This is a genomic window from Paenibacillus mangrovi (genome assembly GCF_022898935.1).
Classification (GTDB): domain Bacteria; phylum Bacillota; class Bacilli; order Paenibacillales; family Paenibacillaceae; genus Paenibacillus_AQ; species Paenibacillus_AQ mangrovi.
Window position 1 is genome coordinate 192,735 of sequence record NZ_JALIRP010000005.1, and the last position, 26,461, is coordinate 219,195.

Annotated in this window: 21 protein-coding genes and 1 pseudogene; 7 read left to right on the top strand and 15 right to left on the bottom strand. The window is 51.2% G+C overall.

The genetic code is table 11. The annotated features are described in order from the left end of the window. Nucleotides 1–27 precede the first annotated feature (27 nt). The 3 genes from MUG84_RS13890 to MUG84_RS13900 are packed head-to-tail and all read left to right on the top strand — an operon-like array spanning nucleotide 28 to nucleotide 1,303. On the top strand, nucleotides 28–627 hold the full coding sequence (locus MUG84_RS13890; RefSeq protein WP_244725644.1) for a TetR/AcrR family transcriptional regulator: 600 nt from the start codon (nucleotides 28–30) through the stop codon (nucleotides 625–627). Between the two features lie 14 nt (nucleotides 628–641). Beyond that, nucleotides 642–989 carry a DMT family transporter gene (locus tag MUG84_RS13895; RefSeq protein ID WP_244725645.1) on the top strand — a complete coding sequence of 116 codons (348 nt, stop codon included), beginning with the start codon at nucleotides 642–644 and terminating at the stop codon, nucleotides 987–989. Next, complete coding sequence (locus tag MUG84_RS13900; RefSeq protein WP_244725646.1) at nucleotides 989–1,303, top strand: DMT family transporter; 315 nt, start codon at nucleotides 989–991, stop codon at nucleotides 1,301–1,303. The genes MUG84_RS13895 and MUG84_RS13900 overlap by 1 nt, the downstream gene beginning before the upstream one ends. A gap of 62 nt (nucleotides 1,304–1,365) precedes the next feature. Here the strand turns inward: MUG84_RS13900 and MUG84_RS13905 are convergent, their stop codons facing one another. After that, nucleotides 1,366–2,181, bottom strand: coding sequence for an imm11 family protein (locus MUG84_RS13905; protein WP_244725647.1), 816 nt, complete (start codon nucleotides 2,179–2,181; stop codon nucleotides 1,366–1,368). A 465-nt stretch (nucleotides 2,182–2,646) separates the two neighbouring features. Here MUG84_RS13905 and MUG84_RS13910 point away from each other — a divergent pair, with 465 nt between their 5' ends. Together MUG84_RS13910 and MUG84_RS13915 are read left to right on the top strand one after the other, a co-directional pair. Beyond that, complete coding sequence (locus MUG84_RS13910; RefSeq protein ID WP_244725648.1) at nucleotides 2,647–3,567, top strand: TetR/AcrR family transcriptional regulator; 921 nt, start codon at nucleotides 2,647–2,649, stop codon at nucleotides 3,565–3,567. Nucleotides 3,568–3,643: 76 nt separating this feature from the next. Beyond that, complete coding sequence (locus MUG84_RS13915; RefSeq protein ID WP_244725649.1) at nucleotides 3,644–6,859, top strand: efflux RND transporter permease subunit; 3,216 nt, start codon at nucleotides 3,644–3,646, stop codon at nucleotides 6,857–6,859. A gap of 104 nt (nucleotides 6,860–6,963) precedes the next feature. Here the strand turns inward: MUG84_RS13915 and MUG84_RS13920 are convergent, their stop codons facing one another. Beyond that, complete coding sequence (locus MUG84_RS13920; protein WP_244725650.1) at nucleotides 6,964–7,650, bottom strand: TorD/DmsD family molecular chaperone; 687 nt, start codon at nucleotides 7,648–7,650, stop codon at nucleotides 6,964–6,966. Nucleotides 7,651–7,895: 245 nt separating this feature from the next. Further along, entirely contained in the window at nucleotides 7,896–8,489 is a 594-nt protein-coding gene (gene mobA / locus MUG84_RS13925) for a molybdenum cofactor guanylyltransferase (RefSeq protein WP_244725651.1), read from the bottom strand. Between the two features lie 240 nt (nucleotides 8,490–8,729). Between mobA and MUG84_RS13930 the strand changes: the two genes are divergently transcribed. Next, nucleotides 8,730–9,977 (top strand): MFS transporter, encoded by a 1,248-nt coding sequence (locus tag MUG84_RS13930; RefSeq protein ID WP_244725652.1) that lies wholly within the window; start codon nucleotides 8,730–8,732, stop codon nucleotides 9,975–9,977. 194 nt (nucleotides 9,978–10,171) lie between these two features. On the opposite strand, the gene MUG84_RS13935 is transcribed toward MUG84_RS13930, so the two are convergent. After that, the gene (locus MUG84_RS13935; protein ID WP_244725653.1) at nucleotides 10,172–11,869 is read right to left on the bottom strand and encodes a glutamine--tRNA ligase/YqeY domain fusion protein; all 1,698 of its coding nucleotides are present in this window, start codon (nucleotides 11,867–11,869) and stop codon (nucleotides 10,172–10,174) included. A gap of 263 nt (nucleotides 11,870–12,132) precedes the next feature. Here MUG84_RS13935 and MUG84_RS13940 point away from each other — a divergent pair, with 263 nt between their 5' ends. Next, on the top strand, nucleotides 12,133–12,681 hold the full coding sequence (locus MUG84_RS13940; protein ID WP_244725654.1) for a GNAT family N-acetyltransferase: 549 nt from the start codon (nucleotides 12,133–12,135) through the stop codon (nucleotides 12,679–12,681). A gap of 77 nt (nucleotides 12,682–12,758) precedes the next feature. On the opposite strand, the gene MUG84_RS13945 is transcribed toward MUG84_RS13940, so the two are convergent. From MUG84_RS13945 to MUG84_RS13995, 11 genes and pseudogenes are all read right to left on the bottom strand, one after another. Continuing rightward, nucleotides 12,759–13,421 carry an MOSC domain-containing protein gene (locus MUG84_RS13945; protein WP_244725655.1) on the bottom strand — a complete coding sequence of 221 codons (663 nt, stop codon included), beginning with the start codon at nucleotides 13,419–13,421 and terminating at the stop codon, nucleotides 12,759–12,761. A gap of 84 nt (nucleotides 13,422–13,505) precedes the next feature. Next, nucleotides 13,506–14,294: an SDR family oxidoreductase gene (locus MUG84_RS13950; protein WP_244725656.1), complete on the bottom strand. Its 789-nt coding sequence runs from the start codon at nucleotides 14,292–14,294 to the stop codon at nucleotides 13,506–13,508. 226 nt (nucleotides 14,295–14,520) lie between these two features. Beyond that, nucleotides 14,521–15,045, bottom strand: coding sequence for a GNAT family N-acetyltransferase (locus MUG84_RS13955; RefSeq protein ID WP_244725657.1), 525 nt, complete (start codon nucleotides 15,043–15,045; stop codon nucleotides 14,521–14,523). A gap of 69 nt (nucleotides 15,046–15,114) precedes the next feature. Then, nucleotides 15,115–16,341: an MFS transporter gene (locus MUG84_RS13960; protein WP_244725658.1), complete on the bottom strand. Its 1,227-nt coding sequence runs from the start codon at nucleotides 16,339–16,341 to the stop codon at nucleotides 15,115–15,117. Between the two features lie 66 nt (nucleotides 16,342–16,407). Next, nucleotides 16,408–18,474 (bottom strand): annotated as a pseudogene (locus MUG84_RS13965) (molybdopterin-containing oxidoreductase family protein). A 184-nt stretch (nucleotides 18,475–18,658) separates the two neighbouring features. Next, entirely contained in the window at nucleotides 18,659–19,492 is an 834-nt protein-coding gene (locus tag MUG84_RS13970; protein ID WP_244725659.1) for a formate/nitrite transporter family protein, read from the bottom strand. 258 nt (nucleotides 19,493–19,750) lie between these two features. Continuing rightward, nucleotides 19,751–21,382 carry a formate--tetrahydrofolate ligase gene (locus tag MUG84_RS13975; protein WP_244725660.1) on the bottom strand — a complete coding sequence of 544 codons (1,632 nt, stop codon included), beginning with the start codon at nucleotides 21,380–21,382 and terminating at the stop codon, nucleotides 19,751–19,753. A gap of 131 nt (nucleotides 21,383–21,513) precedes the next feature. Beyond that, entirely contained in the window at nucleotides 21,514–21,987 is a 474-nt protein-coding gene (locus tag MUG84_RS13980) for a glutathione peroxidase (protein ID WP_244725661.1), read from the bottom strand. 98 nt (nucleotides 21,988–22,085) lie between these two features. Further along, on the bottom strand, nucleotides 22,086–23,099 hold the full coding sequence (locus tag MUG84_RS13985; RefSeq protein ID WP_244726074.1) for an LLM class flavin-dependent oxidoreductase: 1,014 nt from the start codon (nucleotides 23,097–23,099) through the stop codon (nucleotides 22,086–22,088). 168 nt (nucleotides 23,100–23,267) lie between these two features. Next, nucleotides 23,268–24,752 (bottom strand): DEAD/DEAH box helicase, encoded by a 1,485-nt coding sequence (locus MUG84_RS13990; protein ID WP_244725662.1) that lies wholly within the window; start codon nucleotides 24,750–24,752, stop codon nucleotides 23,268–23,270. A 37-nt stretch (nucleotides 24,753–24,789) separates the two neighbouring features. Beyond that, nucleotides 24,790–26,460, bottom strand: coding sequence for an ABC1 kinase family protein (locus tag MUG84_RS13995; RefSeq protein WP_244725663.1), 1,671 nt, complete (start codon nucleotides 26,458–26,460; stop codon nucleotides 24,790–24,792). Nucleotide 26,461 lies beyond the last annotated feature (1 nt).

The window sequence follows — 26,461 nt, forward strand, 5'->3', positions numbered from 1 at the left end:
TAGGTAGTTGAAACGGAGGCGATATTTATGAATGCAAAACGCATGCTTTTAGATACCGCGCTGACTCATTTTGCCCAGGAGGGTTATGAAGGAGCCTCTCTGCAAAAAATAGCCGAAGCCGTTGGAATCAAGAAGCCTTCCATATACGCCCATTTCAAAGGCAAAGATGATCTGTTCCTGAGCACGCTCAAAAATGCGCTTAAGGAAGAAAAGCGGCGGATCACCCGCTATATCGTCAGTCGCAGGGAACAGCCGCTCGAAAATCGCTTGTCCGGGCTGCTTGAATTCCTTCAGGAGGAATATACCCGCAGCAGCGAGAGCAAGTTCGTGCTCCGGATGGCATTTTTCCCGCCTTCTTCCCTTTACGATGAGGTGATGGCGATGATTAATCCTTTTCTCGATTCAATGGAAAAACGGGTTGTCCAGCTGATGGAGCAGGCAAAGGCGGAAGGTTCGCTGCAGATCGAAGAGTCGGTAGATGCCGCTGTCGCATACATGACGCTGGCCGACGGCGTCCTGGTCGAAATGGTATACGGCGGTCTGCCGGGAGCACAGCGAAGGCTGAAAGCCTCATGGCCCATTTATTGGGCCGGCATACAAGCGGTAGAAGCCCGCAAGGGACAATAAAGGAGGAAAATATCATGAATCGGCATTGGTTATACGTCATTTTAGGGGGCGTTATGGAGGTGCTCTGGGTATCGGGCCTGAAGTACTCGAGCAACGTCCTGGAATGGTTATTGACGATACTTGCTATTGTCGTAAGCTTTTATCTTATTATCGAAGCATCCAAACATCTGCCTGTGGGTACGGTCTATGCAGTATTCACGGGCCTTGGGACAGCGGGCACTGTCGTAACGGAAATGCTGTTCTTCGGCGAGCCTTTCCGCTGGTCGAAAACCCTGCTCATTCTCATTTTGCTGGCAGGTGTCATCGGGCTGAAGCTGATTACGGCAGATGAAGCTACAAACGAGAAAGGAGCGGATGCGTAATGGCTTGGGCAGCAATTGTACTTGCAGGATTATGTGAAATTTTCGGGGTCATCGGTATTAAGGGCGTCACGCAAAAGAAAGGCTGGTCCGCCTATGCGCTCATGCTCGCGTCCTTCGCCGCCAGCTTCTCCCTTCTATCCTATGCGATGAAAACCCTGCCTATGGGTACGGCGTACGCCGTATGGACCGGTATTGGAACCGTCGGCAGTACGGTCGTAGGTATGCTCCTGTTCGGTGAGCCAAAGGAATGGCGGCGAATACTGTTCATCACGATGATTCTCGGCTCGGCCGTAGGTCTTAAATTAATTTCTTAATTCATGTTTTGATTGAGATAGAATGGCGGCACTGGTGTTTATCCCTTAGCCGCCATTTTCTGCTATATAATTGATCGTTCAATCTCATGCCACCGATAACCAAGTAGCATAGGTGGAATATACATAGGCCGCATCCACAAATAATTTAGGTCTGGTTTCAGTTGTCCCAACCAAAGCCTTCCTTTTTCATCGCGCTGCATCCTCCATTTTCCGGTCTCTACCGCGAGTGCAGCATCAATCTTACTTATGGCTTCTTCATAGGAGAATTCATGACCTTGATAGTTTTCTAAAACAGTCAGAGCTGCCTCGTACTGCTGTTGTTGTTGTATTTGCATTTCTTTAGTAAATTTCGAGTCGTAATCATCCGAGAAATCCAAATCCTTTATCTTATGGCTTTCAATTATTTCTTTAAATGCCTGTGTAAGAAAAACTTTAGTTTCTGCCATTTCCCTAATTTTAAAAAGATATGTTTCTGAGGGTATTTTAGAAAAATCAAACACAATTTTTGTGAATCCGGCCATTTTCCCTACAGAAAGAAGAACTTCCGAGCGATCGTAATCTACGCAATCTATGATATTTGTTACGTTAATCATGTATAATTCTAATTCTTCGTGAATTAATGGCAGGAACTCCACTTCGTTTGCTACGTACGGTTCAATGATATCTCTAACTCGTCTAGAAACTACGGGCATTCCAGAATCATACAAAGGAATATCCTTGTATTTTTTTTTATAAAACGTAATAAGTTCAAAGGGAGTCCATGAACCTAACACAGAATCTCCATTAAAACTAGTAAATATGGGATGATCATTGTCCAAATCATTTTTATATCTTAGTATCATAACATTTTCATTGTTAATCCATCGGTAAACTTTCATATTATTCCTCCGTTTCATTTACTTGTGTTACCTATTTCAATTTTACCAGTCAATAAGTCGTTTCTAATCTCATTTAAAACATCTAAAATTTCGTCACGATTCCCCTTAAGATGATGTGAATTTAAGTCTCACTTTACTTGCTTATATTCCTAATTTCTATTTTTCGATCAAAAATCCTCCGAAACTTAAAGCATTACAGTCTTCCATAAGGGCAGCTGTTGAAAACTACAGAATAAGATCCTCAGCATAATCGCCTTCGGTGTTCCAACGAGAATTCAAAGTCTATTGCCTTCGTATGTACTTTTGCGTAAGCCGCCTGCTTTCAGGCGGTTTTTTAGTTGTTTTTCCTCTCTAACAATCCTCATCACTGCTCGATTTGAATCCATCCCAGCTTTTGTAATATAATCATTCTGACTACGCGGTCAAAATGAGAACCGAAGCGTTCAGAAAGGAGTGAATGTTCAATTGTCTGAGAAACTGGCGGACAAAAAGAAACAGATCCTGAAGACTGCCCTGCAGCTGTTTTCCACCAAAGGGATCTCCTCTACCTCCATGCAGGAAATCGCAGAATACTGCGGGATGTCCAAAGGGAGCCTTTATTTGCATTTCAAGTCCAAGGAAGAGCTTGAGAAAAGCATTTATCTTTACTGTGAAGGAATGGTCCGTGACAGTATCATGCAGGTGGAGCAGGAGCATCTTCTAACTCCTAAAGAGCAACTTCACAAGCAGGTCGAAGTTCTTCTAAACCGCCTGGTCGAGCTGCGTGAATTCGTCATCATGCAGCTGCGCGATCAGCACACAAGCGGCAAAATGCCCGGGCTGAACGAATGCATCCGCGAAAAGCATATCCACAGGCTGCATTGGTTCCACAACAAACTGGTTATGATCTACGGGCAGGAAATTCAGCCTCATACCATGGATCTTACCATGTTCGTTACCGGAATGCTCGGCGGATATGTCCGCACGCTGATGGTTCCGGGACTGCCGCTGAATGTGCGCAGAATGGCCGAGCATCTGATCACCTTGCTGGATGACGTAGTCGCAAGCACGCTTCGCGAACGCAGGGAGCCGCTGATCTCCACGGAGATCTGGTCACAATGGATGGAGAAGTATATGGAGAATCCCGATCGCACGCGGCATCCGCTGATGGTCACCAAGCAGATGAAGGACCTTCTCAAAGAGATCTCCATGGATGAAGCGAGTCGTGAATTTGCCCTCGAATCCATTCAGATTATTGAGAAGGAACTGCTGGACATCGAGCCGCGTAAAGCCATTCTATCGGGAATGATGAGCAATCTGGAGCAAATTCCAGAGCTATCGCCGCTTAGCGAAGAACTGAAGGAAATTTACCAGCTGTATGTGAACTCAAGAACTGACCGTACTTGAACGTATTTTAGAGATTTTGCCAAAGTGCATATCATCCGCAATTCGAAAGGTATAGAGAGGAGTAGAAACCTGCCAAATGAAAGGTATTATTAATTTTTCACTTAACAATAAATTTGCCATCTGGATTCTGACGGTCATCGTTGCCGTAGCCGGGCTGTACAGCGGCCTGTCGATGAAGCAGGAAACGATACCGAACATTAACGTTCCGTTCCTGAGTGTTACCGCAGTCTATCCCGGAGCGGCCCCCGAGGGCGTCGTACAGGATGTAACCATTCCGCTCGAGCAAAGGCTGCGTAATGTGGACGGCGTGAAGACCGTTAACTCCACCTCGATGGAGAACGCCGCCAACATTGCATTGGAATTCGACTACGGAACGGATCTGGACCAGGCAACCGCGGCTGTCCGCGAAGCACTGAATGAGGTGACCTTGCCTGAAGGAGTTCAGAAACCTACCATCACAAAATTCAGCATGAGTTCCTTCCCTGTCGTATCGCTTAGTGCCTCTGATGACTCGGGCGATCTGGAGAAGCTGACCCAAACAGTCGAGAACCAGGTCGAACCTGCTCTCGAAAAGATTCCTGGCGTAGCTTCCGTTTCCATTTCGGGTCAATATGTCAAAGAAGTACAACTGAAGTTCAATAAGGAAAAGATGGCTCAGCTCGGACTTTCTGAGGATACAGTCAAGGGTATTATTCAAGGCTCTTCCATCCGTGTTCCATTAGGACTCTTCAACCTGGACCAATCCTCCAAAGCCGTTGTGGTGGACGGGAATATCATCACCCTGGATGATTTGAAGAACCTGGCGATCCCTGTTGTTCCTAATGCGGGAGGAGCAGCTTCCGGTGGAGCTCAAGGTCAAGGTTCCCCTGCCGGCGCAGCCGGAATGGAAACAGGCGCCCCAGGGGCTGCCCCAAGCTCGAAAGCAGGTACAGCCGGCGGTGCAGCCGTACAAAGCAGCGCTGCTCAAGGCATTCCAGCCGGCATTCCAGCCGGCATTCCGACCGTGAAACTTAGCGATATCGCGGATATCCAGGTCGTCGGTAATGCGGAATCCGTATCCCGTACGAATGGTAAACAATCTATCGGTCTGCAGATCATTAAGGATAACGATGCCAACACCGTAGATATCGTCAATGCCGTTAAGGATAAGGCTAAGGAACTCGAAGGCGAGTTCCAGGGCATGAACCTGACCGTAATGCTCGACCAAGGCAAGCCGATCGAAGATTCCGTATCTACGATGATGAGCAAAGCCGTATTCGGCGCATTGTTCGCCGTCCTCATCATCCTGATCTTCCTGAGAAACATCCGCTCCACCATCATCTCGATTTTGTCCATCCCGATCTCCCTGCTGATCGCTCTTCTGATTCTGTGGAGAATGGACATCACATTGAACATGATGACCTTGGGCGCGATGACGGTAGCCATTGGGCGGGTGGTCGATGACTCCATCGTCGTAATCGAGAATATTTATAGACGGATGACCAGCGGCGGGGAGAAGCTGCGCGGCCGTGAGCTGGTTCGTGAAGCAACACGCGAAATGTTCTTGCCGATCATGTCTTCAACCATCGTAACGATTGCCGTTTTCCTGCCGCTTGCTTTCGTCAGCGGTATGGTCGGCGAGATGTTTATGCCGTTTGCGCTCACGATCGTCTTCGCCCTGTCGGCTTCTCTGCTGATTGCGATTACCCTCGTGCCGATGCTCGCGCATTCTCTGTTCAAAAAAGGCGTCAAACCATCTAAAAAGCAAGATCACGACAAACCGGGTAAAATGGCCCTCGGCTATCAGCGTATCCTGAATTGGGCGCTGTCCCATAAGCTGATCACCTTTGGACTGGCAGTCATCCTGCTCGTTTCGAGTCTCTTCCTGACACCGCTCATTGGTACCAGATTCATGCCGGAACAGGAAGACAAATATGTGATGGTAACCTACACTCCAGAGCCGGGAGCCCAGCTTGAAACCGTTGAGCAGCGTGCGCTGGATGCCGAAAAATATATTCTCGGGCAGCCAGACGTGGATAAAATGCAGTACTCCATAGGGGGAAGCGGCAACCCGATGGGTGGATCCCCTAACTCCGGAGTCTTCTACGTTGAATACAAGCAAGACACTAAAGATTTTGAAGACGTGAAGAAGAATTTGGTCGAAGGACTGCAGAAACAGGTCACCAAAGGTGAATGGAAAATGATGGATATGACCGGCGGTATGGGTGGAAGCAAACTCAGCGTCAGCGTATTCGGCAACAGCCTGGATGACATCAAGCCGGTGTCGGATCAGATTCTGAAGCTCGTTCAAGCCGACACGAAAGATTTTGAAAATGCCACAACCAGCCTGTCCAAAACCTATGACCAGTACACCATTGTCGCTGATCAGCAAAAGCTGAGCTCGCTGGGGCTCACCGCAGGTCAGATTGCCATGAAGCTCAGTCCAGTACGGGAACGCCCGGTATTGACAGAGGTCAAGGTCGATGGCAAGGATTACAAGGTATATGTTGAAGCGGACAACAAGGTATATAAGAGTGTGGATGATATTTCGAATGAAACGATCACTTCTCCACTGGGTATGGAAGTGCCGATCAAGGATGTGGCCAAGGTTGAGAAGGGAACTTCCCCGGATACCATTACACGCACGGATGGTAAAATGGTCGTGAACGTAACAGCCGACATCTTAACATCGAATGTAGGTAAGGCTTCATCCGATCTGCAAAAGCAAATCGATACAATCAATAAGCCTGACGGTGTAGAGATTAAATTCGGCGGAACAACCGAGCAGATTAATGACACCTTTACTCAGCTCGGCCTTGCCATGGCAGCTGCCATCGCGATCGTGTATTTCGTGCTCGTCGTAACCTTTGGCGGCGGTCTTGCGCCATTTGCGATCCTGTTCTCCCTGCCGTTCTCCATTATCGGTGCGCTCGTCGGCCTATGGATTGCCGGAGAACCGCTCGACGTTTCCTCTCTCATGGGTGCGCTGATGCTGATCGGTATCGTCGTTACGAATGCGATCGTTCTGATCGACCGCGCCATTCACAAGGAACGCGAAGGCTTGTCGACGCGTGAAGCACTGCTCGAAGCAGGCGCAACCCGTCTGCGCCCGATCCTGATGACCGCTCTGGCAACCATAGGAGCTCTGCTGCCGCTCGTAAGCGGACTTGAAAACAGTGCGGGGATCATCTCCAAAGGCCTCGGTATTACTGTTATCGGCGGTCTGATCAGTTCCACGCTGCTGACACTCGTCATCGTACCGGTTGTGTACGAATTCCTGATGAAGTTCCGCAGACCGAAAGTGGAAGATTAAGATTTGAAGATTGGCTTGCAAAACAAAAGGACGCGTTCCTTCCCACCCGGGAGGGAACGCGTCCTTTTTACTGATTGCCCTTAACACGTATTTCGTGATCTTTTTTATGTGAGATCTTTCCGCAGCAAGCGAAGCATCTGTAGATCGTAAGGGATAAATTCTCCTACGATATGCCCGATTTCCCGGTACAGCGGGGTACGGGCGAGTGCAATTAGCTCATTCGATAGGCGCGGTGTCCATTTCATCAAATGATTTTCCAAAAAGTCAATTTGTGTATCGAGCCACATCAGCCGGGACTCCGGCAAGCCTTGCGCATCATCCATATGCTCCCCGGCCACGGCGATAAACTCCAGCTCAATGGCAAGATGGTCATCCGTTTCGCTCTGCAGCTTGTTAAATACAATGCCGCAGCCAGCATAGGCTTCCCGGATATTCTGCAAGCAGCGCTGACCGCTGCGCTGATCCGCTGCACAGTATATGCTTTCACAGATGCAGGGAAGCAGCGCATCCGGGCCGGCAAACAGCCGTTCATACTCTAAAGTCTCGGTCTGGCATACTTTAGACAGCTCACAAGGCTCTAGCTCACCCAAATATTCCTGCAGACGCCTCCCCCCTTCGGTCAAAGCCAGCTCCTCACGGAGCGCAGCCTGCCGCTGCCACGGAGCCATTAGCGATAAGCTCGGCGAATTCCCCGAAAAATCGATGAGCAGCTGGTATACCCATCCTCTTCCCTGAAGCCAGCGGGTTCCTTCTGTGGTGTCCAGCAGCCTCTCACTAGCTGTCGTCGTCATAGCTGAATCCTCCTTTATCAAGGTCCATATCATAATTGTCTCCATTCCTTTTAAAAACTAAAGACAAGATAGCGCTTTCTTCCTGATTTCACCATACCTGAAAATAAGAAGCTCTTATGTGACATATTTCACAACGCAATACGGATCCACTCTGATTATTTCAAATTTTAATGTAAAGTTCAAATATTAATGAAAAGTTCAAATTTCGGAAGACCGTGTTCTATAGATATAAAAAAAGGGGCGCCTTAGCGTCCCGCCTCTTGATCCTCCTGCTTTTTCAGTACCAGATTGTAATCCTCCGGGCTATTCATATTAAAGAATACATGGCCGGGATTCATGCCTGTTTCCTTGAATAGAGCCTCTTCCGAAATGTACCGGACCTGCAGCTGTGCAAGCCAGTCGGTCATTCTGAGCTTTCCAGACCTGAGCGACTCTTCAAGAGCGGGGAGAGAGCTGACATGATATGCCGCCAGCAGGGGCTGCACTCTTCCTTCTTCCAGGGGGACAACGGCCTGGTACTCTATCCCACCTGCAGGAGCGGTTTGCGACTCATGGACCGTCTTTGTAAGATAATGGATCAGATCCGAAGACACGAAGGGCATATCGCAAGCAGCCACGATGATCCACGGCGTCTTGGCTGCCTGTAGTGCTGCATGAATGCCGGACAAAGGTCCTTGTCCCGGAAAGCGGTCCTCTACGATCTCCTTGCCAAGCTCAAGGTAGGCTTCACGGTCGTTCGACGCAATGAGTACATCCTGAACCACACTGGACATGGCATTCATGATGGTGTCGATGACCCTTTCCCGGCCGACGGCAAGAAGTGCTTTATTTTTTCCCATCCGGCTCGACTTTCCTCCTGCCAGTATCACACCTGTTATCTCTTTACCCATTTTGGAACCACTTCCTTATACAACCTTTTTTAGTTTAAGAATGTTCGCGAATCCAAGACATTAATCGTTTAAAAAACTTTCAATTGGATACTTTAACAATTATTGGTTTGTATCCCTTTTCAACAAATGATAAAGTGAGAATGGCGACTCTAAAATAGCCGCTGTCGATTAGCATTCGGTCGGAAAGGAATGTGCAATGTGCAGGATACTGTAAAAAAACAGTCCAGGCTGCTACCACTTAAGGCTTTTAACTTTTTAATCTACGGCACAATGGTGATCTTCACCAGCTTTTTTCAATTATACCTGCAGGATGCAGGCATGAACAAACAGGAAATCGGCAGCTTGATCGCACTGGGTCCCCTTGTATCTCTGATCGCTAATCCTTTCTGGAGATTTTGGAGTGACCGTCTGCATAATGCAAGACGTATTCTGTTGTTTATGATGACCGGAACCCTTCTGCTCATTCAAATTATCTTTCATGTGAGTACGTACAATATGATGTATCTGGCGATGATTCTTTTTTTCTTTTTTCAGAGCCCGCTCTTCGCTCAGAGCAACACGCTTATTCTGGGATATATTGCGGATACGCCTCAGAAATTCGGCACCTTCCGGAATTGGGGCTCCATTGGTTGGGCGATCGTCGCCGTAACGGCGGGTCTGCTCATTGACCGGATTGGCATATCGCACCTGTCGTTCCTGGTTACCGGTATTCTTCTACTTGCCATCGGTACCATTCTGATGCTTCCCCCGCTGAGAGCAGCTTCAGAGACACCGCCAATCCGCCTGAGAGGCTTCGGCAAATTTGCCATTAACCGCTATTTCGTCGCTTTTATTCTGCTTGGCATACTGGTCTCCGTACCTAATGCGATGAATAATACATTCTTGTCTCTGTATATAACGGAACTCGGCGGCTCCAAGACGATGGTCGGTTTCGCCGTGTTCCTTTCGTCCATTCTCGAGGTCGCTGTGCTCGTGCTTTTTCACCGCTACCTGAAACGCTCTCTCTCCACCCTGATCGGCTGCTTGGCCGTGGTGAGTGTGCTCTTCTGCATACGGTGGCTGCTCATGGCAGATGCCACGCAGCCGCTGCAGGTTGCGTTTATTCAAATCATGCACTGTATTACATTCGGCGGATACTTTTACGTCGGAACCCAGGTGGTCAGTCTGCTGGTGCCTCCGGTGCACCGTGCCTCGGCGCATTCCCTCTTCACCTTAACTTGGGGCGGCCTCTCCACTATGGTTGGCAGTTTGGCCGGCGGCTGGCTGTTCCAGAATTTTGGCGGCCAGGCCATGTACAACACAGCCTTTTTACTGGCGATGTTCGGAGCCATCGGCTTTGGCCTCATGTGGTACTGGCTGCGGATTCAGGGGCATCACCCGAAGCCGGATTCACCTGAAGATGATGAGCTGGATGATCAGCTCGAAGAATACCACTAAAAGAAACAAGCCAGTCCGTAAGAGATCATCTCTTTGGACTGGCTTTTCTTTTGGGCCCAAGGCTGCTTTAGGAGCCTTATTTCTTAAGATATAAGAAAGTATAAACTTCGAGGATCTCACATCCTTATATCGCAAGAAAAACTACATCTAAACGCGGTCTGTCTTCTGTGAAGGTACGTCGATAGACGTTTTTCTTATTTAGGGAGCTGGAACGAGCTCTTCATCGATACGATCAGATTGAAGACCGGCTCTCCGGGCTTCGAATATTTCGGATCGACATTGAAGTATCCATGGCGGAAGAATTGGAACTTGTCCTGCGGCTTCGCTTCCTTCATCTCCGGCTCTACGAATCCATGCAGAATTTCAATAGAGTTCGGATTAATTTCATCCAGGAAGGATTTTTCCACCTTGTCCGTTTCTTCCACGGCTTCCTCGGCTTCCGCTGCCTCGTCTTCCTTCGGCTTGATCAGCGGCTCATACAGGCGGAATTCGGCAGGTACAGAATGGGAAGCTTCCACCCAGTGGATCGTGCCCTTCACCTTGCGTCCCGTAAATCCGGTACCGCTCTTGGTTTCAGGGTCATAGGTGCAGTGGATTTCCGTCACATTCCCGTCTTCGTCTTTGATAAAGTCATTGCATTTGATGAAATAAGCATTCTTCAAACGTACTTCGTTGCCCGGGAACAGGCGGAAATATTTATTCGGCGGGTTCTCCATAAAATCGTCCTGCTCGATGTAAATCTCGCGTGAGAACGGAATTTGGCGGCTGCCCATCTCTGGATTTTCGGTGTTATTTTCCGCTTCGAGCCATTCGACCTGGCCTTCCGGGTAATTGGTAATCACCACTTTGAGCGGCTTCAGCACAGCCATGGTGCGCGGTGATTTCAGCTTCAGATCTTCACGGACGAAATGCTCCAGCATTTGCAGGTCGATTAGGCCCTGACTTTTGGAAATACCCGTTTCGTATACGAAGCTGCGGATCGCTTCCGGCGTGTAGCCGCGGCGGCGAAGCCCGGAGATCGTCGGCATGCGCGGGTCGTCCCAGCCGTCCACGATGTTCTCATCCACTAAAAGCTTCAGCTTGCGCTTGCTAGTAAGCGTCTGAGCGACGTTCAGGCGTCCGAACTCATATTGATGCGGCGTGCTTTCCATCTCGCATTCCGCAATCACCCAATCATAAAATGGACGTTGATCCTCAAATTCCAGCGAACACAGGGAATGCGTAATGCCTTCGATGGCATCCTCCAGTGGATGGGCGAAGGTGTACATCGGGTAAATGCACCATTTGTCCCCCGTATTGTGATGGGCCACATGGGCAATTCGGTAAATGACAGGGTCACGCAGATTGATGTTCGGCGAGCTCATGTCGATTTTGGCGCGAAGCACCTTTTCGCCATCCTTGAATTCGCCGGCACGCATTTTGTGGAACAGCTCCAGGTTCTCCTCTACGCTGCGGTCGCGGTAAGGGCTGTTTTGTCCGGGCTCCGTCAGTGTTCCCCGTGTTTCTCGGATCTGATCGGCGCTTTGGTCATCCACGTAAGCCTTGCCCTTTTGGATCAGGAGCTCGGCACGCTTGTACATCTCTTCAAAATAATCCGATGCGAAGCGTTTCTCCGCCCAGTCATAACCGAGCCATTTCACGTCTTCTTCAATGGATTTAACGAATTCCACATCTTCCTTCATCGGATTTGTATCGTCAAAGCGGAGGTTGGTCGAACCCCCGAATTCCTGTGCGAGCGTAAAGTTAATCCAGATGGCCTTGGCATGTCCGATATGCAAATAGCCGTTAGGTTCCGGCGGAAAGCGGGTAATCACTTTCTGGACTTTGCCGGACTCCAGGTCATCTGTAATTACGTTTTTAATAAAATTGGAGGGGGTGCTTGGTTTCTCCACAGTAATCAACCTTTCATCCTGAATTATGCCGCCTTAATAGAACGAAACGATGGCAGTTTCCTGCCCCACTCTATATCTATTCTGTATAAGCGTGTTTCATTTAAATATACCTGTAATGGCCGGATAGTTCAATGATTCGCACTTTTTACGCTTTGACGGAGGCATTTGAATAAGGTAGCATTTAAAATAGCATGGAAACAACAACCAAAAAGCGCGGTAAACCGCATCTTCCTATTCTCCATAGAAAGAAGGTCTAATTTATCATGTTTACATATCCCTTAGACGATCATATTGAGCTGCGGCCGCTGGCTCTGCAGCATGCACGCCCTTTATTTATCCTGACCAACCGTTCCCGCGACACGCTGCGCGAGTGGCTTCCCTGGGTCGATGCAATTACGGAAGTGGAGCATACCACTAATTTTGTGAGAAACGCTATAAAGCATGGAGCGGAAAATGGCACCATTTCGGCGGGCATTTGGGTGCAGGGGGAACTTGCAGGCATCATCAGCTTTCATGAGATTAACTGGCATAGCCGCTCGGTCAGTATCGGATACTGGCTCGGGAAGGAATATGTAGGCCAAGGTATCATGAGCAGCGCCTGCCGGGCTTTCGTGGATTATGCACTGATGGATCTCGATCTGAACCGCGTTGAAATCCGCTGTGCCACCGGCAATAAGCGCAGCCGGGCCATTCCCGAAAGACTGGGATTTGTCCTGGAGGGCATCGTTCGCGAGGCCGAGCTTTTGCCGCAGGGCTTTGTCAACCATGCGGTCTACGGCATGATTCAAAGCGATTGGAAGCTGCTGAGATAGCATACGATCTACTAACAGATAAAGCCGCTCTACCGGATGCACAGATCCAGCGGAGCGGCTTTTAACTTTGATTATCTCTAGGCTTCCTGCAGCCACTCGTTGAATGATTCTTTCACATTCGATGCGAGCGCATCGACTTCAAGCATCCGTATCAACTGCTCTGGGTCCGCCTGACGGCGGCCAAGGGCCTGCTGCTTCAATACTGAAGCCACGGAAACCTGCATCGGGTGGGAGGAACGCTTCACGATGGCAGAATCCTTGCTTAAGCGGCCCTCCTGTAGAACACGCAGGTAAAAACCGCTGTATCCGGTATCCAGTACCCGCACCGGAAAATCCTTAACAGCATGCTTGCTGGAAATTTTAAAGCAGGGGAAACGCGGCTGACTTACCTGTACAACCACTTCTCCGATCTCAAAAATATCACCGATGCACACTTCCGTCTCAAGCAGTCCGGTCACGGTCAGATTCTCGCCGAATGCGGAATAATCCAGCTTCTTGTCCAGCTGCTGCTCCCAGTAAGCATAATGCTCGTAGGGATAGACGCACACCGCCTTATCGGGTCCACCGTGATGCTTGAGATCAGCCTGACCGTCCCCCTCCATTTGCGTGCGAGAGACGAATACCTCGCCTTGAACCGGGTGCTTATAAATGCCTGTCGTGAGCGGCTTGCCCAAATACTCCACCGTAACGGGCTTGCCCGTATTCACGGACACGATGCCGCAGCTTCTGTTCTCCTCCATCCTGACCAGTCTCCTTGTATGTATTTTTTAAATTCCATCATACCAAAAGGAGCCTGGCGAGCTCAAAGGTTATTTTATTGTCGTTTAATATAAAGCTTCAACCATACCGCCGTCGATCACAAGCGTACTGCCCGTAATGTAGGTATTGACCCCGGACAGCAGAAAAACGACCGCCTTGGCGAATTCCTCAGGCTCTCCATAACGTCCAAGCGGAATTTCCTGTAGGGATTGCTCTTTGATCTGCTCTACTGAAATGCCTTTCGCCTTGGCTCTGTCCTCGTCCAGCTTCTTGATGCGGTCCGTGGCAATTCTCCCCGGTGCTACCGTATTCACCAAAATGCCGTACTGGGCCAGCTCTTGCGACAAGGTCTTGCTCATACCCGCCACACCCGTGCGGAATGTGTTGGAAAGAATGAGCCCAGGGATCGGCTGCTTGATCGAACTCGACGTCAAGTTGACGATATGGCCGCCCTTCTCCTTCATATGCGGCAGCGCGCACCGGATCGTGCGAACATAGCTGAGCAGATTCAGCTGGAACGCCTTATCCCAATCCTCGTCGGTAAACGATTCAAATGTGCCCGCTGGCGGACCGCCTGCGTTATTGACCAAAATATCAATATGGCCAAAGGTTTCCGCCGTATATCGGATCAGGCCTTCTACTTCATGCGGAATCGTAATGTCCGCCGCATAATATTCTACCTGTCCACTGCCCAGCTGCTGCAGCTCCTGCTGCACCACTTCGAGCTTGTCGTCATTGCGGCTGCTGATCATGACATCCACTCCCTCTTTGACCAGCTCGGCGGCAATCGCCTTGCCTAGTCCTTGGCTGGAGGCGATGACCAGAGCCTTTTTGCCTTGAAGATGCAAATCCATTATCCACAACCCCTTTTTTCTGAATATATAAATTATAATTCTTTTATTTTCGTTTGAAATGCAGCTATGATCCCTGAATATAGAGACATAATTCCCTAATTTTACACATTTTGATCCCGGGACAAAACAGGAAATATATACTAATTAGGCTTGTGCTCCTGAAACAAAAAGACCTTCACTTGGTGAAAGTCCATGTATTCACTCTATTCATCTAAGCATAAGTCCGTCACACAAAAATATCAAATTTAGGTCTTTCCTCTAAAAAACAGGCCATCCAGATTTCATCTACGTATCTGCCTTCAACCTGATATTCGTCCATCAGACGGCCTTCCTCCACAAACCCGTTTTTACGGTAAAAGGCAATGGCTCCCGGATTCGTCGAAAGCACGCGAAGCCTTAGCTTCAGCTTCCCCTCTTGCACAGCCCATGTCTTAGCCGCCCGGATCAATCTTGTACCGATCCCTTCTCGTTGATAGGTAGGATGCACCGCAATATTAATCTCATACACATGGCTATTGCCCGCAAGTTTTGTCGGATGGCTGAAACCAACATAGCCGCAAACGGTTCCGTCCGCTTCAGCCACAAGCTGTGATGCCGGAGGGCAATGCTGGAGGAAATCCTCTCTGGATGGCCAGAGCAGCGGCTCCGGTGCGGTCCGGTCCGTCCATACCAACGCATCGATGTCCATGAGAGCCTGTGCGTCTTTTAGTTGAGATAGCCTGATCGTCAGAGTCTGTTGATGAAGCTTCATGAATTACACCTCTTTTGCAGGAAACTTGCTGTAATTTGGCAGCTGCCTTATATCGGATCGAATCCTCTGTCAACCGCTAATGGTCTTTGCCAGAGAGCGTTCGGATGTCCGGTTGCGGCCCAAATGAATGACGAAGAAGGCTACGGCCACGACCGCAATCACGATGGAGAGCCAGGCTACAGGCTGAAGTCCTCCCTTATCGTATAGTATACCCATGAAATAAGGCCCAACCATGCGTCCAATCGCCCCCATGCCGCCTGTCAGCCCGATATAGAATGGGGCAGCCTTAAAAGCATGATCTGATATAAACGCAGGCACGGCCGGGGAAATAAGCATCTCTCCTAAAGTGGCAAGCACCATGGCGAGCACCATCCCTGGATAGCTTGGGTATGTCAGAATGATGATGTAGGCCGCCAGGTAAAAGATCCCGCTGGCCGTCATTTGCGCCGACGAGCTTTTGGCAAACCAGCGTTTGATCAGTGTTGTCACCGGTTGGGCGACGAAGATCAGAATCCCGTTCAGGGTCCATAAAAAGCCGTAAGCCCTCTTGGGCAGACCTTCGGATATAATATGCGGCGACACACCTGTGTTCCAAATCGAGTTGCCGAACCATAAAAACAGGGAACCGAGGCCTAGATACAAATAAATTCGCGTGTTGCCAAGGAGTGCCGGGATGCTGTCCTTCGCTTCGGCTTTGGCCTTCTTCTCCAAATGCACCGGGCCTTCCTGCTTATCCAGCCGGTTCAAATAATTCAGGAAGAACATCGCGAATACGGCGGAGGTCACCCCGTTCAGAACGAAGGTCAAATGATAAGACACATCGGCAAGAAAACCGCTCAGCGCCGTACCCAGTGCCACACCGATATTATTCGCGACATAGATCACGTTAAAGAGCTCTCCGCGCCGATCGGCGAAACGGAAGCCGACAAAGGCCTGGATGGCGGGCATCGAAACGGCATTGCAGAGGCCGATAAAGCCCATCATCACCATATATAGCACCCAATACGAGCTGATAAAAGGTAGCGTGAACAGTCCCAGCGCGTTCATCGCGAGTGAGCCGACGATGAGCTTTTTCACCCCTACGCGATGGTACAACGCCCCTCCAAGAAGCTGTCCGATAATGCCGCCGAATGCCTGGATCATGACAACCAGTCCCGCATCCGCCATGCTTCGGCCCAGCTCGTCAAAGACATACATTGTTGTCAGCGGCCACATCAGCGATCCACCGGCGGAATTGATCAGGCTGGCTGCAAGAAAGATTTTGACTTCCCTCGGATAGGATTGCAAAAATTTCATATGTTTTTCTCCTGTAATGTGCAAATTACTAAGCATCCATCATAATTGCAGTCCCGGCAATAGTTCTCACTGACGCTTTACTTGGGCAACAGTCGAAAAGAAAGTGGCTCCGCCGCCCATGTCTGCCAGCCTGTCGGCCGTTAAGGCGTTGGCCCGCTGCTTGCGGCCCTTGCCATCCCACCACAATCCCTGGCTGATGACGGTTCCTGGCAGCATTTTATCAGTAACCAGCGCCTTAAGCTCCAATTGTCCGCGACCGTTATAAATGATGACCATGTCCCCATCGCTAATCCCGCGTTCAGAAGCATCCTGAGGATGGATCTGCAGCTGCGGCTCCTTCTCGAGCCGCTGATGCTTCTCGACATTCGCAAAGGTGGAATTCAAAAAGTTATGGTTCGGCGGTGAAATGAACATGAGCGGATAGAGCTCGTCTTTACCGGGACGGTTTGTTCCATCATAACCTTCCTGCAGCGGCACGTATTCCGGAAGCGGAGGCAGTCCCGCCTCCTTCATCGCCGCGGAATACAGTTCGATCTTGCCGGATGGTGTAGTCAGCCGATCCAGATACGACGCCTGCGGCGTCATATCCAGCTTCACGAACCGCTTCTCTTTCAGCGCTTCCAGCGTAACCCCGTTCAAATACGGGTTCTCCGGATATTTTAGCGCCCCGGCGATCATTTCTTCCTCGGATTCGTCAAAGGCCTGCTCATCCAGCCCCATCGCGCGCCCCAGCATGGCGAACAGCTCCACGTTGCCCTTGGCTTCGTCCATTTTTTCGATCACCGGCTCCTGCAGCTGTACGAAATGATGCCAGTACGAGCTAAACAGCTCCGTCGTCTCAAAGGACGAGGCTGCAGGCAGGACGATATCGGCATATTTGGCCGTATCCGTCATGAAGAGATCATGCACCACCGTGAACAAGTCTTCACGTGCAAAACCTGCCTGTACCCGCTCCGTATCCGGAGCGACCACCAGCGGATTGCTGCAGTACACGAATACCGCCTTGATCGGCTGCTCCTTCATCTCCAGCGCTTCGCCGATGCGGTTCATGTTGATGCTGCGGGCCTCCGGATTCGGACGCAAATCCGGCCGCTCCAGATAGTCGCTGTTCATGGCATTATAACCACCGTTACCTTTGACCGCTCCGCCTCCCTTTTTCAACCACTGGCCTGTCAGAGCAGGCAGGCAGGCGATGCTGCGCACATTCATGCCGCCGTTGTCGTGATGCTGGAGTCCGTTCCCAATCGCTATAAAAGAGACGGCTGCTTCGCCGTACATGCGCCCGAGCTTCTCGATATCCTCCGCAGGGACGCCTGTTATGGCCGAGACATGTTTAGGCGTGTAGCTCTTTACATGCTCGCGAAGTTCTTCATAACCCACGGTGTAGCGCTGCAGAAACGCTTCATCTGTTCATCCATCACGGAACAGAACATGCATCACGCCAAGCGCAAGCGCCGTATCCGTGCCGGGGTAAAGAGGAATGAACCAGTCCGCCCACTGGGCGGTACGGTTTTTGTGCACGTCGATGACGACCACCTTGGCGCCGCGCTTGCGCGCTTTCTCGGCATACACCACCTGATGCATGTTGGTGCTCATCAGATTGCCACCCCAGACGATAATGAGATCGGCAAACTCCGTATCTTCCGGCGATGTTCCGCCCTTGAAGCCCATCGTATATTTCCAGCCGGAACTACCGGCGGAATTACATATCGCTTGATCCAGCCGGCTTGCGCCCAGCGCATTGAAGAAGCGGCGGTCCATACCGTCTACGCTGAGAATGCCCATATTGCCGTAAAAGCTGTAAGGCAAAATGGACTCTGATCCATATTCCGCGATCAGCTCGCGGTATCGGCCTGTAATCTCCTGCACCGCTCCCTCCCATGAGATGCGGGTGAATTCCCCTGAGCCCTTCGCGCCCGTCCGTTTCAGGGGATATAAAATACGTTCATTATGATAAATCCGCTCCGTCATATTGCGGACCTTGTTGCATATCGCTCCCTGCGTCACCGGATGCTCCGGATTGCCAGTCACCTTGATGATCTTGCCGTCTTCCTTATGCAGCAGCAGGCCGCAGGTATCAGGACAATCCAGCGGACAAACTGCTGGAAACACGCCATTTTTCTGTTCGATCATTCCCGCTCCACTCTCCTCTGAAATCTCCATGATCATTCATCTCTACTTTCATCTTAATCGGCGGGAGAAAAATGCGCAAAGAAAATCAGATTATGTTGTTACATGGCGATTTTGTAGATATGAAAGAAAAAACCGCTCCCTCTGGGGAACGGCTGCTCTTTTTTCTATGATTCTTGCTCTGCTCTTATGCGTGCTTACGCATTCCGCCCGCTGCTTTAGGATCTGCTTTCTGATTCAAAGTGGCCGGCTTCGCATCCCGCAGGTAAGCAGTCCAGTACGCCGCTGCAACGAATACCACCCCGCCGACGAGATTCCCCAGCAGTACGGGGATAAAGTTCATGAAGTAATCGCCCCATGTGAAATGGCCTGCAAAAATGGCTGCCGGAATGAGGAACATGTTCGCAACTACGTGCTGAAAACCAATAGCGACGAAGGCCATGGTCGGGAACCAGATCGCGAGAATTTTTCCGCCCATGCTATCCGACCCGTAGCACAGCCATACCGCCAGCGCCACCAGCCAGTTGCAGCCGATCCCCGACACGAAGGCCTGCAGGAAGCTGTCATCCAGCTTATGTCCAGCCATATCCACCAGCTTATCCAGGTAAGGACCACTTTCTGTCAGACCGGTGACATGCCCGAAAAAGTAAGCGACGAACAATGCACCGGCAAAGTTGGCCACCAGCACGAGCAGCCAGTTTTTCAACATTTCAAGCGTCGAAATTTTCTTCGCCATCCGGGCCAAAGACACCACCATCATATTACCCGTCAGCAGTTCTCCGCCAGCAACTAACACCAGGATCAGCCCTGTGGGAAACAAAGCCGCTCCGATGAAAGTGGCAAAGGATCCCCATTCCTTGGGCGCGCTTGCGATGACACGTATATCAAGCAAAAACCCGAGTGCGATAAATGCTCCCGCGAGAAAACCAAGCACCAATACCGTAAGCGGTGAATTATGCGCCTTTTTGATCCCTGTTTCAACGGTGAGCTCGGCAATTTGCTGAGGTTTATAGGCAGCCATAATGTCCTCTCCTTTGCATCCTGTTATGAATGCTGTAGTCTTATCTAAAATTTAATCTGCTTAGTTTTGAACGAATCAGGCGTAGCGTAGCATTATTGATCCGTTTCTGCATAACCATTGTAATCAAATCGCGCATTAATTCATGTGAATTAAATCACAAACAGTCCAGCATGCTGAAAAATGGATACTTAACTACTTCAGCTGAAAAAAACCAGCCCTTTGCCGCGCGTGCAGAAGAAAGGCTGGTTTTATTGACGTTTAGAACATGCCGGATATCCGGCCGTCTTCGTCGATCCTCATATGCTCGGCAGCAGGGGATTTGGGTAGTCCGGGCATCGTCATGATGCTTCCAGTCTGAACAACTACAAAACCGGCGCCAGCCGATAGCGAAATCTCCCTGACCTGAACGGTGAAGCCTTCCGGAGCTCCAAGCAGACGTGGCTGATCCGAGAATGAATACTGCGTCTTGGCCATGCAGACAGGCAGGCTGCCATACCCCAGCCTTTCGATATCTCCGAGACTCCGTAAAGCCGCAGGGGTAAACGAGACCTCAGCGCCCCGGTAAATTTCCTTGACGATCGTTTCTATCTTGGAGCGGATATCCGTTTCAAGCTCGTACAGCGGATGATAGCTGGAGCTTTCCTCAGCTAGCAGCCTGATAAGGGCCTCCGCCAGCTCACAGCCGCCTGCCCCTCCTTCTGCCCATACCTTAGATACAGCGGCGGGAACATGCAAAGCTTGGCATTCTGCCAGTACAAGCTCTACCTCTTCAGGCAAATCATCTGCAAAATGGTTCACAGCTACCACAGCCGGCACACCGAACTTCTTCAGATTCTCCACATGCCGCTTCATGTTAGCAAGCCCGTCCACAAGCGCCCGCATATTGGGCTCATGCAGCTTGTCTTTGGATGCGCCGCCGTTATATTTCAGTGCCTTGACCGTCACGACCAGGACAGCGGCTGCCGGATCCAGGCCAGCTTGACGGCACTTGATATCCAGGAACTTCTCTGCGCCAAGGTCTGCGCCAAAGCCCGCTTCCGTTACCACGATGTTCCCCAGCTTCAAGGCAAGCCTTGTTCCGATGACGCTGCTGCAGCCATGAGCAATATTGGCGAAAGGTCCGCCATGGACGATGACCGGCGTGCCCTCCAGCGTCTGTACAAGGTTCGGCTTGATCGCATCCTTCAGCAGAATCGTCATGGCCTCCACCGCCTCAAGCTGCGAAGCCGTCACTGCTTCGCCTTCCTGGTTATAGCCGATGATGATGCGGCCAAGACGTTCCTTCAAATCACGGATATTCTCGCTCAGGCAGAGCACAGCCATCACTTCCGATGCGGTTGTAATCAGAAAGCCGCCTTCACGGACGGCGCCATTTCCATCACCGAGTCCTGTTACAATGCTGCGGAGACTGCGGTCATTCATATCCATGGCACGTTTCCATACGATCCGCTGCGGATCCAGCCGCATTGTATTGCCTTGATAGATATGATTATCGATCATGGCTGCCAATAGATTATGCGCAGACGTAATGGCGTGAAGATCGCCAGTGAAATGCAAGTTGATATCCTCTGCCGGAATAATCTGCGCTCTCCCGCTGCCCGTGGCTCCGCCCTTCATTCCAAAGCACGGTCCCAGCGAAGGCTCGCGAAGGGCAGCTACCGTCCTATGCCCGATCATATTCAGCGCCTGGGCCAGTCCGATAGTAGTGAGCGTCTTACCTTCCCCTGCTGGCGTTGGATTCATAGCGGTCACCAGCACCAGCTTGCCGTTTGGACGAGACTTTACCCGTTCCCACAAAGACGAGCTGAGCTTGGCTTTATACCGTCCATACAGCTCCAGCTCCTCTTCTTCCACTCCGATCAAACCTGCCACTTCCATGATTGGTTTCATGACCTGATCATACCTCCTATGTATTGGTATCGTCGGCGTTTCGCACCTCTGAAAAAAGAGTCTGCCGCTTGCGGACAGACCCTTATACCTGCTATTTTGCAAATCTATTGATGTTCATTCGTGGTGACTGCTTACAGCAGTTGCTCTATTGCGTCGGTCATAACCTCTGGAGCTTCCCTCGGTTCAAAGCGGGCTACAACTTCTCCCCTTCGATTCACCAGAAACTTCGTGAAGTTCCACTGGATGTCGCTGTGTTCGATACCTGGCTGCTCCTTCTTCAGGTACGTAAAGAGTGGATGAGCGTTCTCCCCGTTCACGTCGATTTTCGCAAACACAGGGAATGACACACCATAGTTCAGCTGGCAAAAGGAAGCGGCTTCTTCGCTGCTGCCAGGCTCCTGCGCGCCGAACTGGTTGCACGGAAATCCGAGAATAACCAGACCCTGCTCCTGATAACGGTCATACAGCTTCTGCAGATCGCCATACTGCGGCGTTAATCCACACTTACTGGCGGTGTTGGCGATGACCAGCACTTTTCCTTTGTAATCCTCAAGGGACACTTCCTTGCCTGCCGGAGTGGCGGCTGAATACGAGTAGACAGACATTTCCTTACCCCGCTTTCATTGAACATTGTTTTAAATGCCTCTATCACATTTCCATCATACACCAGTGGCATTCAAGTGCAAGTTTTCACCATGGTTTGTCATACCTTATTCGAAAGTCCAAAGGCTTTAGCGATGAGACGGAACGATTGCAGCTTATCTTCAAACCGGTGGATGATACTCGTAATCATCACTTCATCTGTCCGGTACTCCTCGCATAGACGCTCGATTTTCCACTTGATTTGATCTGGAGATCCAACAATCATCCGCTTGCGATTCTCCTGTATACGCATGCGGTCATAAGGAGAGTAAGGATAACTCAAAGCTCTTTGTACCGAAGGCGTGCCGCCAGCAGTAACGCCCTTTTCGAGCAGCAGCAGCGACAAGTCCATGCTGGAAGCCAAACGGTTCGCTTGTTCCTCCGTTTCCGCACACACAGCGAAAATAGCCAGGAGCGACTGCGGCTTATCCAAAACCGCCGACGGCCTGAAGTTTTCCTGATACCACCGCATGGCATCCGCCCCACCGGAGCCGTTGATAAACTGAGCAAATGCGAATCCCGTACCCTGCTGCGCCGCAATGCCGCTACTTCCGCCGCTAGAGCCAAGCATCCACATCTGCGGAACGGTTCGGACCAAAGGGGTAGCCAAAAGCCCGGCAAACGGATGGGCTGGGCTTAGGGTATCCGTCAGATAGGCGCTTAAGTCGGCGATTTGTTCAGCATAACGGTCCACATTCCGCATTCTACCCTCCTGTAAGGCCTGCGTTGCCAGCGGCATGCCTCCTGGGGCACGCCCGAGTCCCAGATCGATACGGCCAGGGTACAATCCTTCCAATACGCGGAAATTCTCCGCAACCTTATAAGAGCTGTAATGGGGGAGCATTACGCCGCCTGAGCCGACGCGGAGCGTTGACGTAATCGCCGCCAGATGCGAGATAAGCACCTCTGGGCTTGACCCTGCCAGATTAGGCGAAAAATGGTGCTCCGACACCCAGAAGCGGTGATATCCCATACGTTCGGCTTCCTGTGCCATTCTCCCCGTTTGAGCTAGCGCTTCGACAGGAGAGCTTCCTTCGGAGATGGTCGATTGATCCAAAATGCTGAGCTTCATCATGGCTTCAAGACCTTTCTTTAATATGTTTCTATCCCTATAACCCATATTGTAGTGTATGAGCATTCCGGCCATGAATTCATCGGCGGCCATTGTAATCAGGCTTCTACTTGCACAAAAAAATACCGGAAGCGCCTTGGCTGGCTGCTCCCGGTATAGATATTGAATGATTTATGATTTGCGGCCCGATCCGCCCCGGCGTCCTGAAACGGAGCCGCGTCCACCCCTACCTGGCGTATCCGAATTGCCGCGGCCTTGGCTGCGGCCTTGTGAAGCATCCCGTTTAGAGCCTCCCCGGCCTTCTCCACTTGTACGAGATTGGGAAGCTTGCGCTCTGTCCTCCCGGCGTGAGCGTCCCTGGCTCGGTCTGCCCTCGCTGGAACGTCCTTCTCCGCGGCGGCCTCCATTTGATGTACGGCCCTCACCGCGGCGCCCGCCTGTAGATGGACGGCCTTCCTTCCCGCGGCCTTCCTTGCTGCCCTTGCCGGCGCTGCCGGAGGCCAGACGCGATGCGCCTCTAGCTTCCGTAATCGCGCCGTCCTTCTCATAGCGGCCGCGTTCAATGGTATATTGAATGCCCTGCTCGATCCGCTGCAGCTCGCCCTTGTCCTTCGGTGAGGCCAGCGTAATGGCCATCCCCTTTTCTCCGGCACGACCTGTTCGGCCGATCCGGTGGATATAGCTATCCACTTCATGCGGAATATCGTAGTTGAACACATGGGTAACGCCTTCTACGTCCAAGCCTCTCGCCGCCACATCCGTGGCTACCAGAATCTGAAGCTTCGCCTCGCGGAATCGCTTCATGACCTGTTCCCGCTTCGCTTGCGACAAATCCCCGTGCAGCTCATCCGAAGCGTAGCCCATTTCCAGCAGTGCGGAATTCAGCGTTGATGCCCGCCGTTTCGTACGGCAGAACACAATCGCCAAATACGGCTGGTACGTTTCGATCATCGATACCAATGCCTGCTGCTTGGTGCGATCGGTCACTTCGACCACCAGTTGCCGGATATGCTTCAGCGGCACCGGCGAATTCTCCACCTTGATCGTTACGTCAACCGCATCACGAGTGTAGTAGGAAGCAAGCTGCTTCACTTCAGCCGGCATCGTGGCGGAGAACAGCAGGGTCTGCCGTTTGTACGGCAAGGCCTGAATCACCGTCTCGACTTCATCCAGGAAGCCCATGTGGAGCATTTGATCCGCTTCATCCAGCACCAGCGTCTTCACGCCGCCGAGTTCAAGCGTGCCGCGGCGCAAATGATCGTTTAGGCGTCCTGGCGTTCCGATGATCAGATGCCGTCCACCCTCCAGCTTGCGCAGCTGCTTATCCACATCCTGACCTCCGTATACCGCCAGAGTCCGGATCTCCGTGCCCAGTGCCAGCTTCCGCGCTTCCTCCGTAATTTGCAGCGCCAACTCGCGGGTAGGCGCAATGATTAAGGCCTGCGGGAAAGGACGCGACGGATCCAGCTTTTGCATGATCGGCAGCAGGAAAGCAAGCGTTTTGCCCGTTCCTGTCCGCGCGCGGGCAATGACATCCCGATCGGCCAGCAGCAGCGGAATGGTCTCCGCCTGCACCGGTGTCGGTACGGTGATACCATTCTCCTTCAGTGTTTTAACCCACTGCTCCTGCATACCTAGCTCTAAAAAATTTGGCAAAACATCCACCTCATTAAGTTCTATTTCTCTTCGGTTTTTAAAACTTCCCTGATTTAAAAATTGCAAACAGCAGCCACAGCACCATCACAAAGGCGACACTAAGCCCGATGCCGATGATAGGAGAATTCCACAGGATGGAGGATTGGAGATTCAGGGAAGAAGCGATAATCAGCCCCACCATAATAATGCTGAAAGCCAGTAATACAATGCTGAATGACAGCCTGTTTGTGATCTGATCGAGCTTGCGCGTGAGCGCCTCCATCTCCGGAAGGCTGATCTCCACCTTTAGCTTGCCTTTGCTGACGAGCGATGACAGCTGTCTCGCCTGCGCAGGCAGATCCAGCAGTGCTTCAGCCAAACCGCTTGCGCCCCCGAGCAGCTTGCTGCGCAGTCTTCGGGCGCTGAAGCGCTCCTTGGCCAGCTTCCGCCCGAAGGGCTCGGCCATATCGATGATGCTAAGCTCAGGATCAAGCTTTTGAATAACGCCTTCCATCGTCAAGAGCGACTTGGCAAGCAGAGTCAAATCCGGCGGCATCACAATCGCATGCCGCTGTGCTACGCCAAACAGGTCGTTCAGCGCCCTGCCGATGCCGATTTCAGAAAAGGGAATATCGTAATATTCGTCACGCAGTGCATCGAAATCCCTGTGCAGAGCGTCCATATCAGGATCATCCGGCAGCAGGCCTAGGTGAAGAACCGCCCGGATCATGCTGTCGGTGTTTTTTCGCATAAGAGCTATAATCAGTTCGGATAAATGATCCTTCATGTCTTCACTGAGCCGACCGACCATGCCGAAATCCAGAAAAGCCAGGCTGCCATCCTTCCGAATGAGCAGATTGCCAGGATGCGGATCCGCATGAAAGAAGCCCTCTATGAACATTTGATGCAGCATTGCGTTCACATATCTTTTCGCAATAAGTTTCAGATCGAAGCCGGCATCCTCGAGCTGATCCCGCTGGCTTAGCGTCACGCCTTCCACATACCCCATCGTCAAAACACGGGAAGAAGTGTACTGCCAGTATATTTCCGGGATAAAAATATGGGGATCGTTCTGGAACTGATAAGCGATCTTCTCCGTATTGCGCCCTTCCCGGCTGTAGTCCATTTCCGCCAGCATCGATTTGGAGAATTCCACGGCGAGCCTTACGATATGATAGCGCTTGGCCCATTCCCAGCGCTTCTCCGCCGATTCGGTTAAATCCCGCAAAATGCTTAAATCGCGGGCTGTCGTTTGCAGCGCTCCGGGACGCTGGATTTTAACCGCTACTTCTTCTCCTGACCTCAGCCTGCCCAGATGGACTTGTCCAATAGAGGCCGCAGCGACAGGGATATCATCAAACCTTGCGAACATCTCCTCGAGCGGCGCGTCAAGGTCCTCCTCCAGAATGCTTCGAGCCGCATCAGAGGGAAAAGGGGGCACCTGATCCTGCAGCTTGACGAGCTCCTGAATAATCGAATCCGGGAGCAGATCGGAACGCGTGCTGGCCAGCTGCCCCAGCTTCACGAACGTCGGACCCAGATCCTCAAGCACCAGACGGATGCGTTCCCCGAGTGTCTTGGTTTCAGGCGTCTCATGTGTGACCCAGCGCCGGGGCAGGGACAGTATCTGGAGCAGCCCCAGTTCCTCGGCCATATAGCCAAAGCCATGACGCATAAGCGCCATGGCAATCTCCCGGTAACGTCCGGTATGCCTGATCCGAACAGCCATA

Bases quoted from the DNA above. Each gene is read 5' to 3' on its own strand.
- MUG84_RS13930 (WP_244725652.1), top strand. From the start codon at position 8,730: ATGTGCAATGTGCAGGATACTGTAAAAAAACAGTCCAGGCTGCTACCA.
- MUG84_RS13955 (WP_244725657.1), bottom strand. From the start codon at position 15,045: ATGAAGCTTCATCAACAGACTCTGACGATCAGGCTATCTCAACTAAAA.
- mobA (WP_244725651.1), bottom strand. From the start codon at position 8,489: ATGGGAAAAAATAAAGCACTTCTTGCCGTCGGCCGGGAAAGGGTCATC.
- MUG84_RS13975 (WP_244725660.1), bottom strand. From the start codon at position 21,382: ATGAAACCAATCATGGAAGTGGCAGGTTTGATCGGAGTGGAAGAAGAG.
- MUG84_RS13980 (WP_244725661.1), bottom strand. From the start codon at position 21,987: ATGTCTGTCTACTCGTATTCAGCCGCCACTCCGGCAGGCAAGGAAGTG.
- MUG84_RS13995 (WP_244725663.1), bottom strand. From the start codon at position 26,460: ATGGCTGTTCGGATCAGGCATACCGGACGTTACCGGGAGATTGCCATG.
- MUG84_RS13940 (WP_244725654.1), top strand. From the start codon at position 12,133: ATGTTTACATATCCCTTAGACGATCATATTGAGCTGCGGCCGCTGGCT.
- MUG84_RS13915 (WP_244725649.1), top strand. From the start codon at position 3,644: ATGAAAGGTATTATTAATTTTTCACTTAACAATAAATTTGCCATCTGG.
- MUG84_RS13960 (WP_244725658.1), bottom strand. From the start codon at position 16,341: ATGAAATTTTTGCAATCCTATCCGAGGGAAGTCAAAATCTTTCTTGCA.
- MUG84_RS13945 (WP_244725655.1), bottom strand. From the start codon at position 13,421: ATGGAGGAGAACAGAAGCTGCGGCATCGTGTCCGTGAATACGGGCAAG.
- MUG84_RS13890 (WP_244725644.1), top strand. From the start codon at position 28: ATGAATGCAAAACGCATGCTTTTAGATACCGCGCTGACTCATTTTGCC.
- MUG84_RS13970 (WP_244725659.1), bottom strand. From the start codon at position 19,492: ATGGCTGCCTATAAACCTCAGCAAATTGCCGAGCTCACCGTTGAAACA.
- MUG84_RS13905 (WP_244725647.1), bottom strand. From the start codon at position 2,181: ATGAAAGTTTACCGATGGATTAACAATGAAAATGTTATGATACTAAGA.
- MUG84_RS13950 (WP_244725656.1), bottom strand. From the start codon at position 14,294: ATGGATTTGCATCTTCAAGGCAAAAAGGCTCTGGTCATCGCCTCCAGC.
- MUG84_RS13895 (WP_244725645.1), top strand. From the start codon at position 642: ATGAATCGGCATTGGTTATACGTCATTTTAGGGGGCGTTATGGAGGTG.
- MUG84_RS13900 (WP_244725646.1), top strand. From the start codon at position 989: ATGGCTTGGGCAGCAATTGTACTTGCAGGATTATGTGAAATTTTCGGG.
- MUG84_RS13985 (WP_244726074.1), bottom strand. From the start codon at position 23,099: ATGATGAAGCTCAGCATTTTGGATCAATCGACCATCTCCGAAGGAAGC.
- MUG84_RS13920 (WP_244725650.1), bottom strand. From the start codon at position 7,650: ATGACGACGACAGCTAGTGAGAGGCTGCTGGACACCACAGAAGGAACC.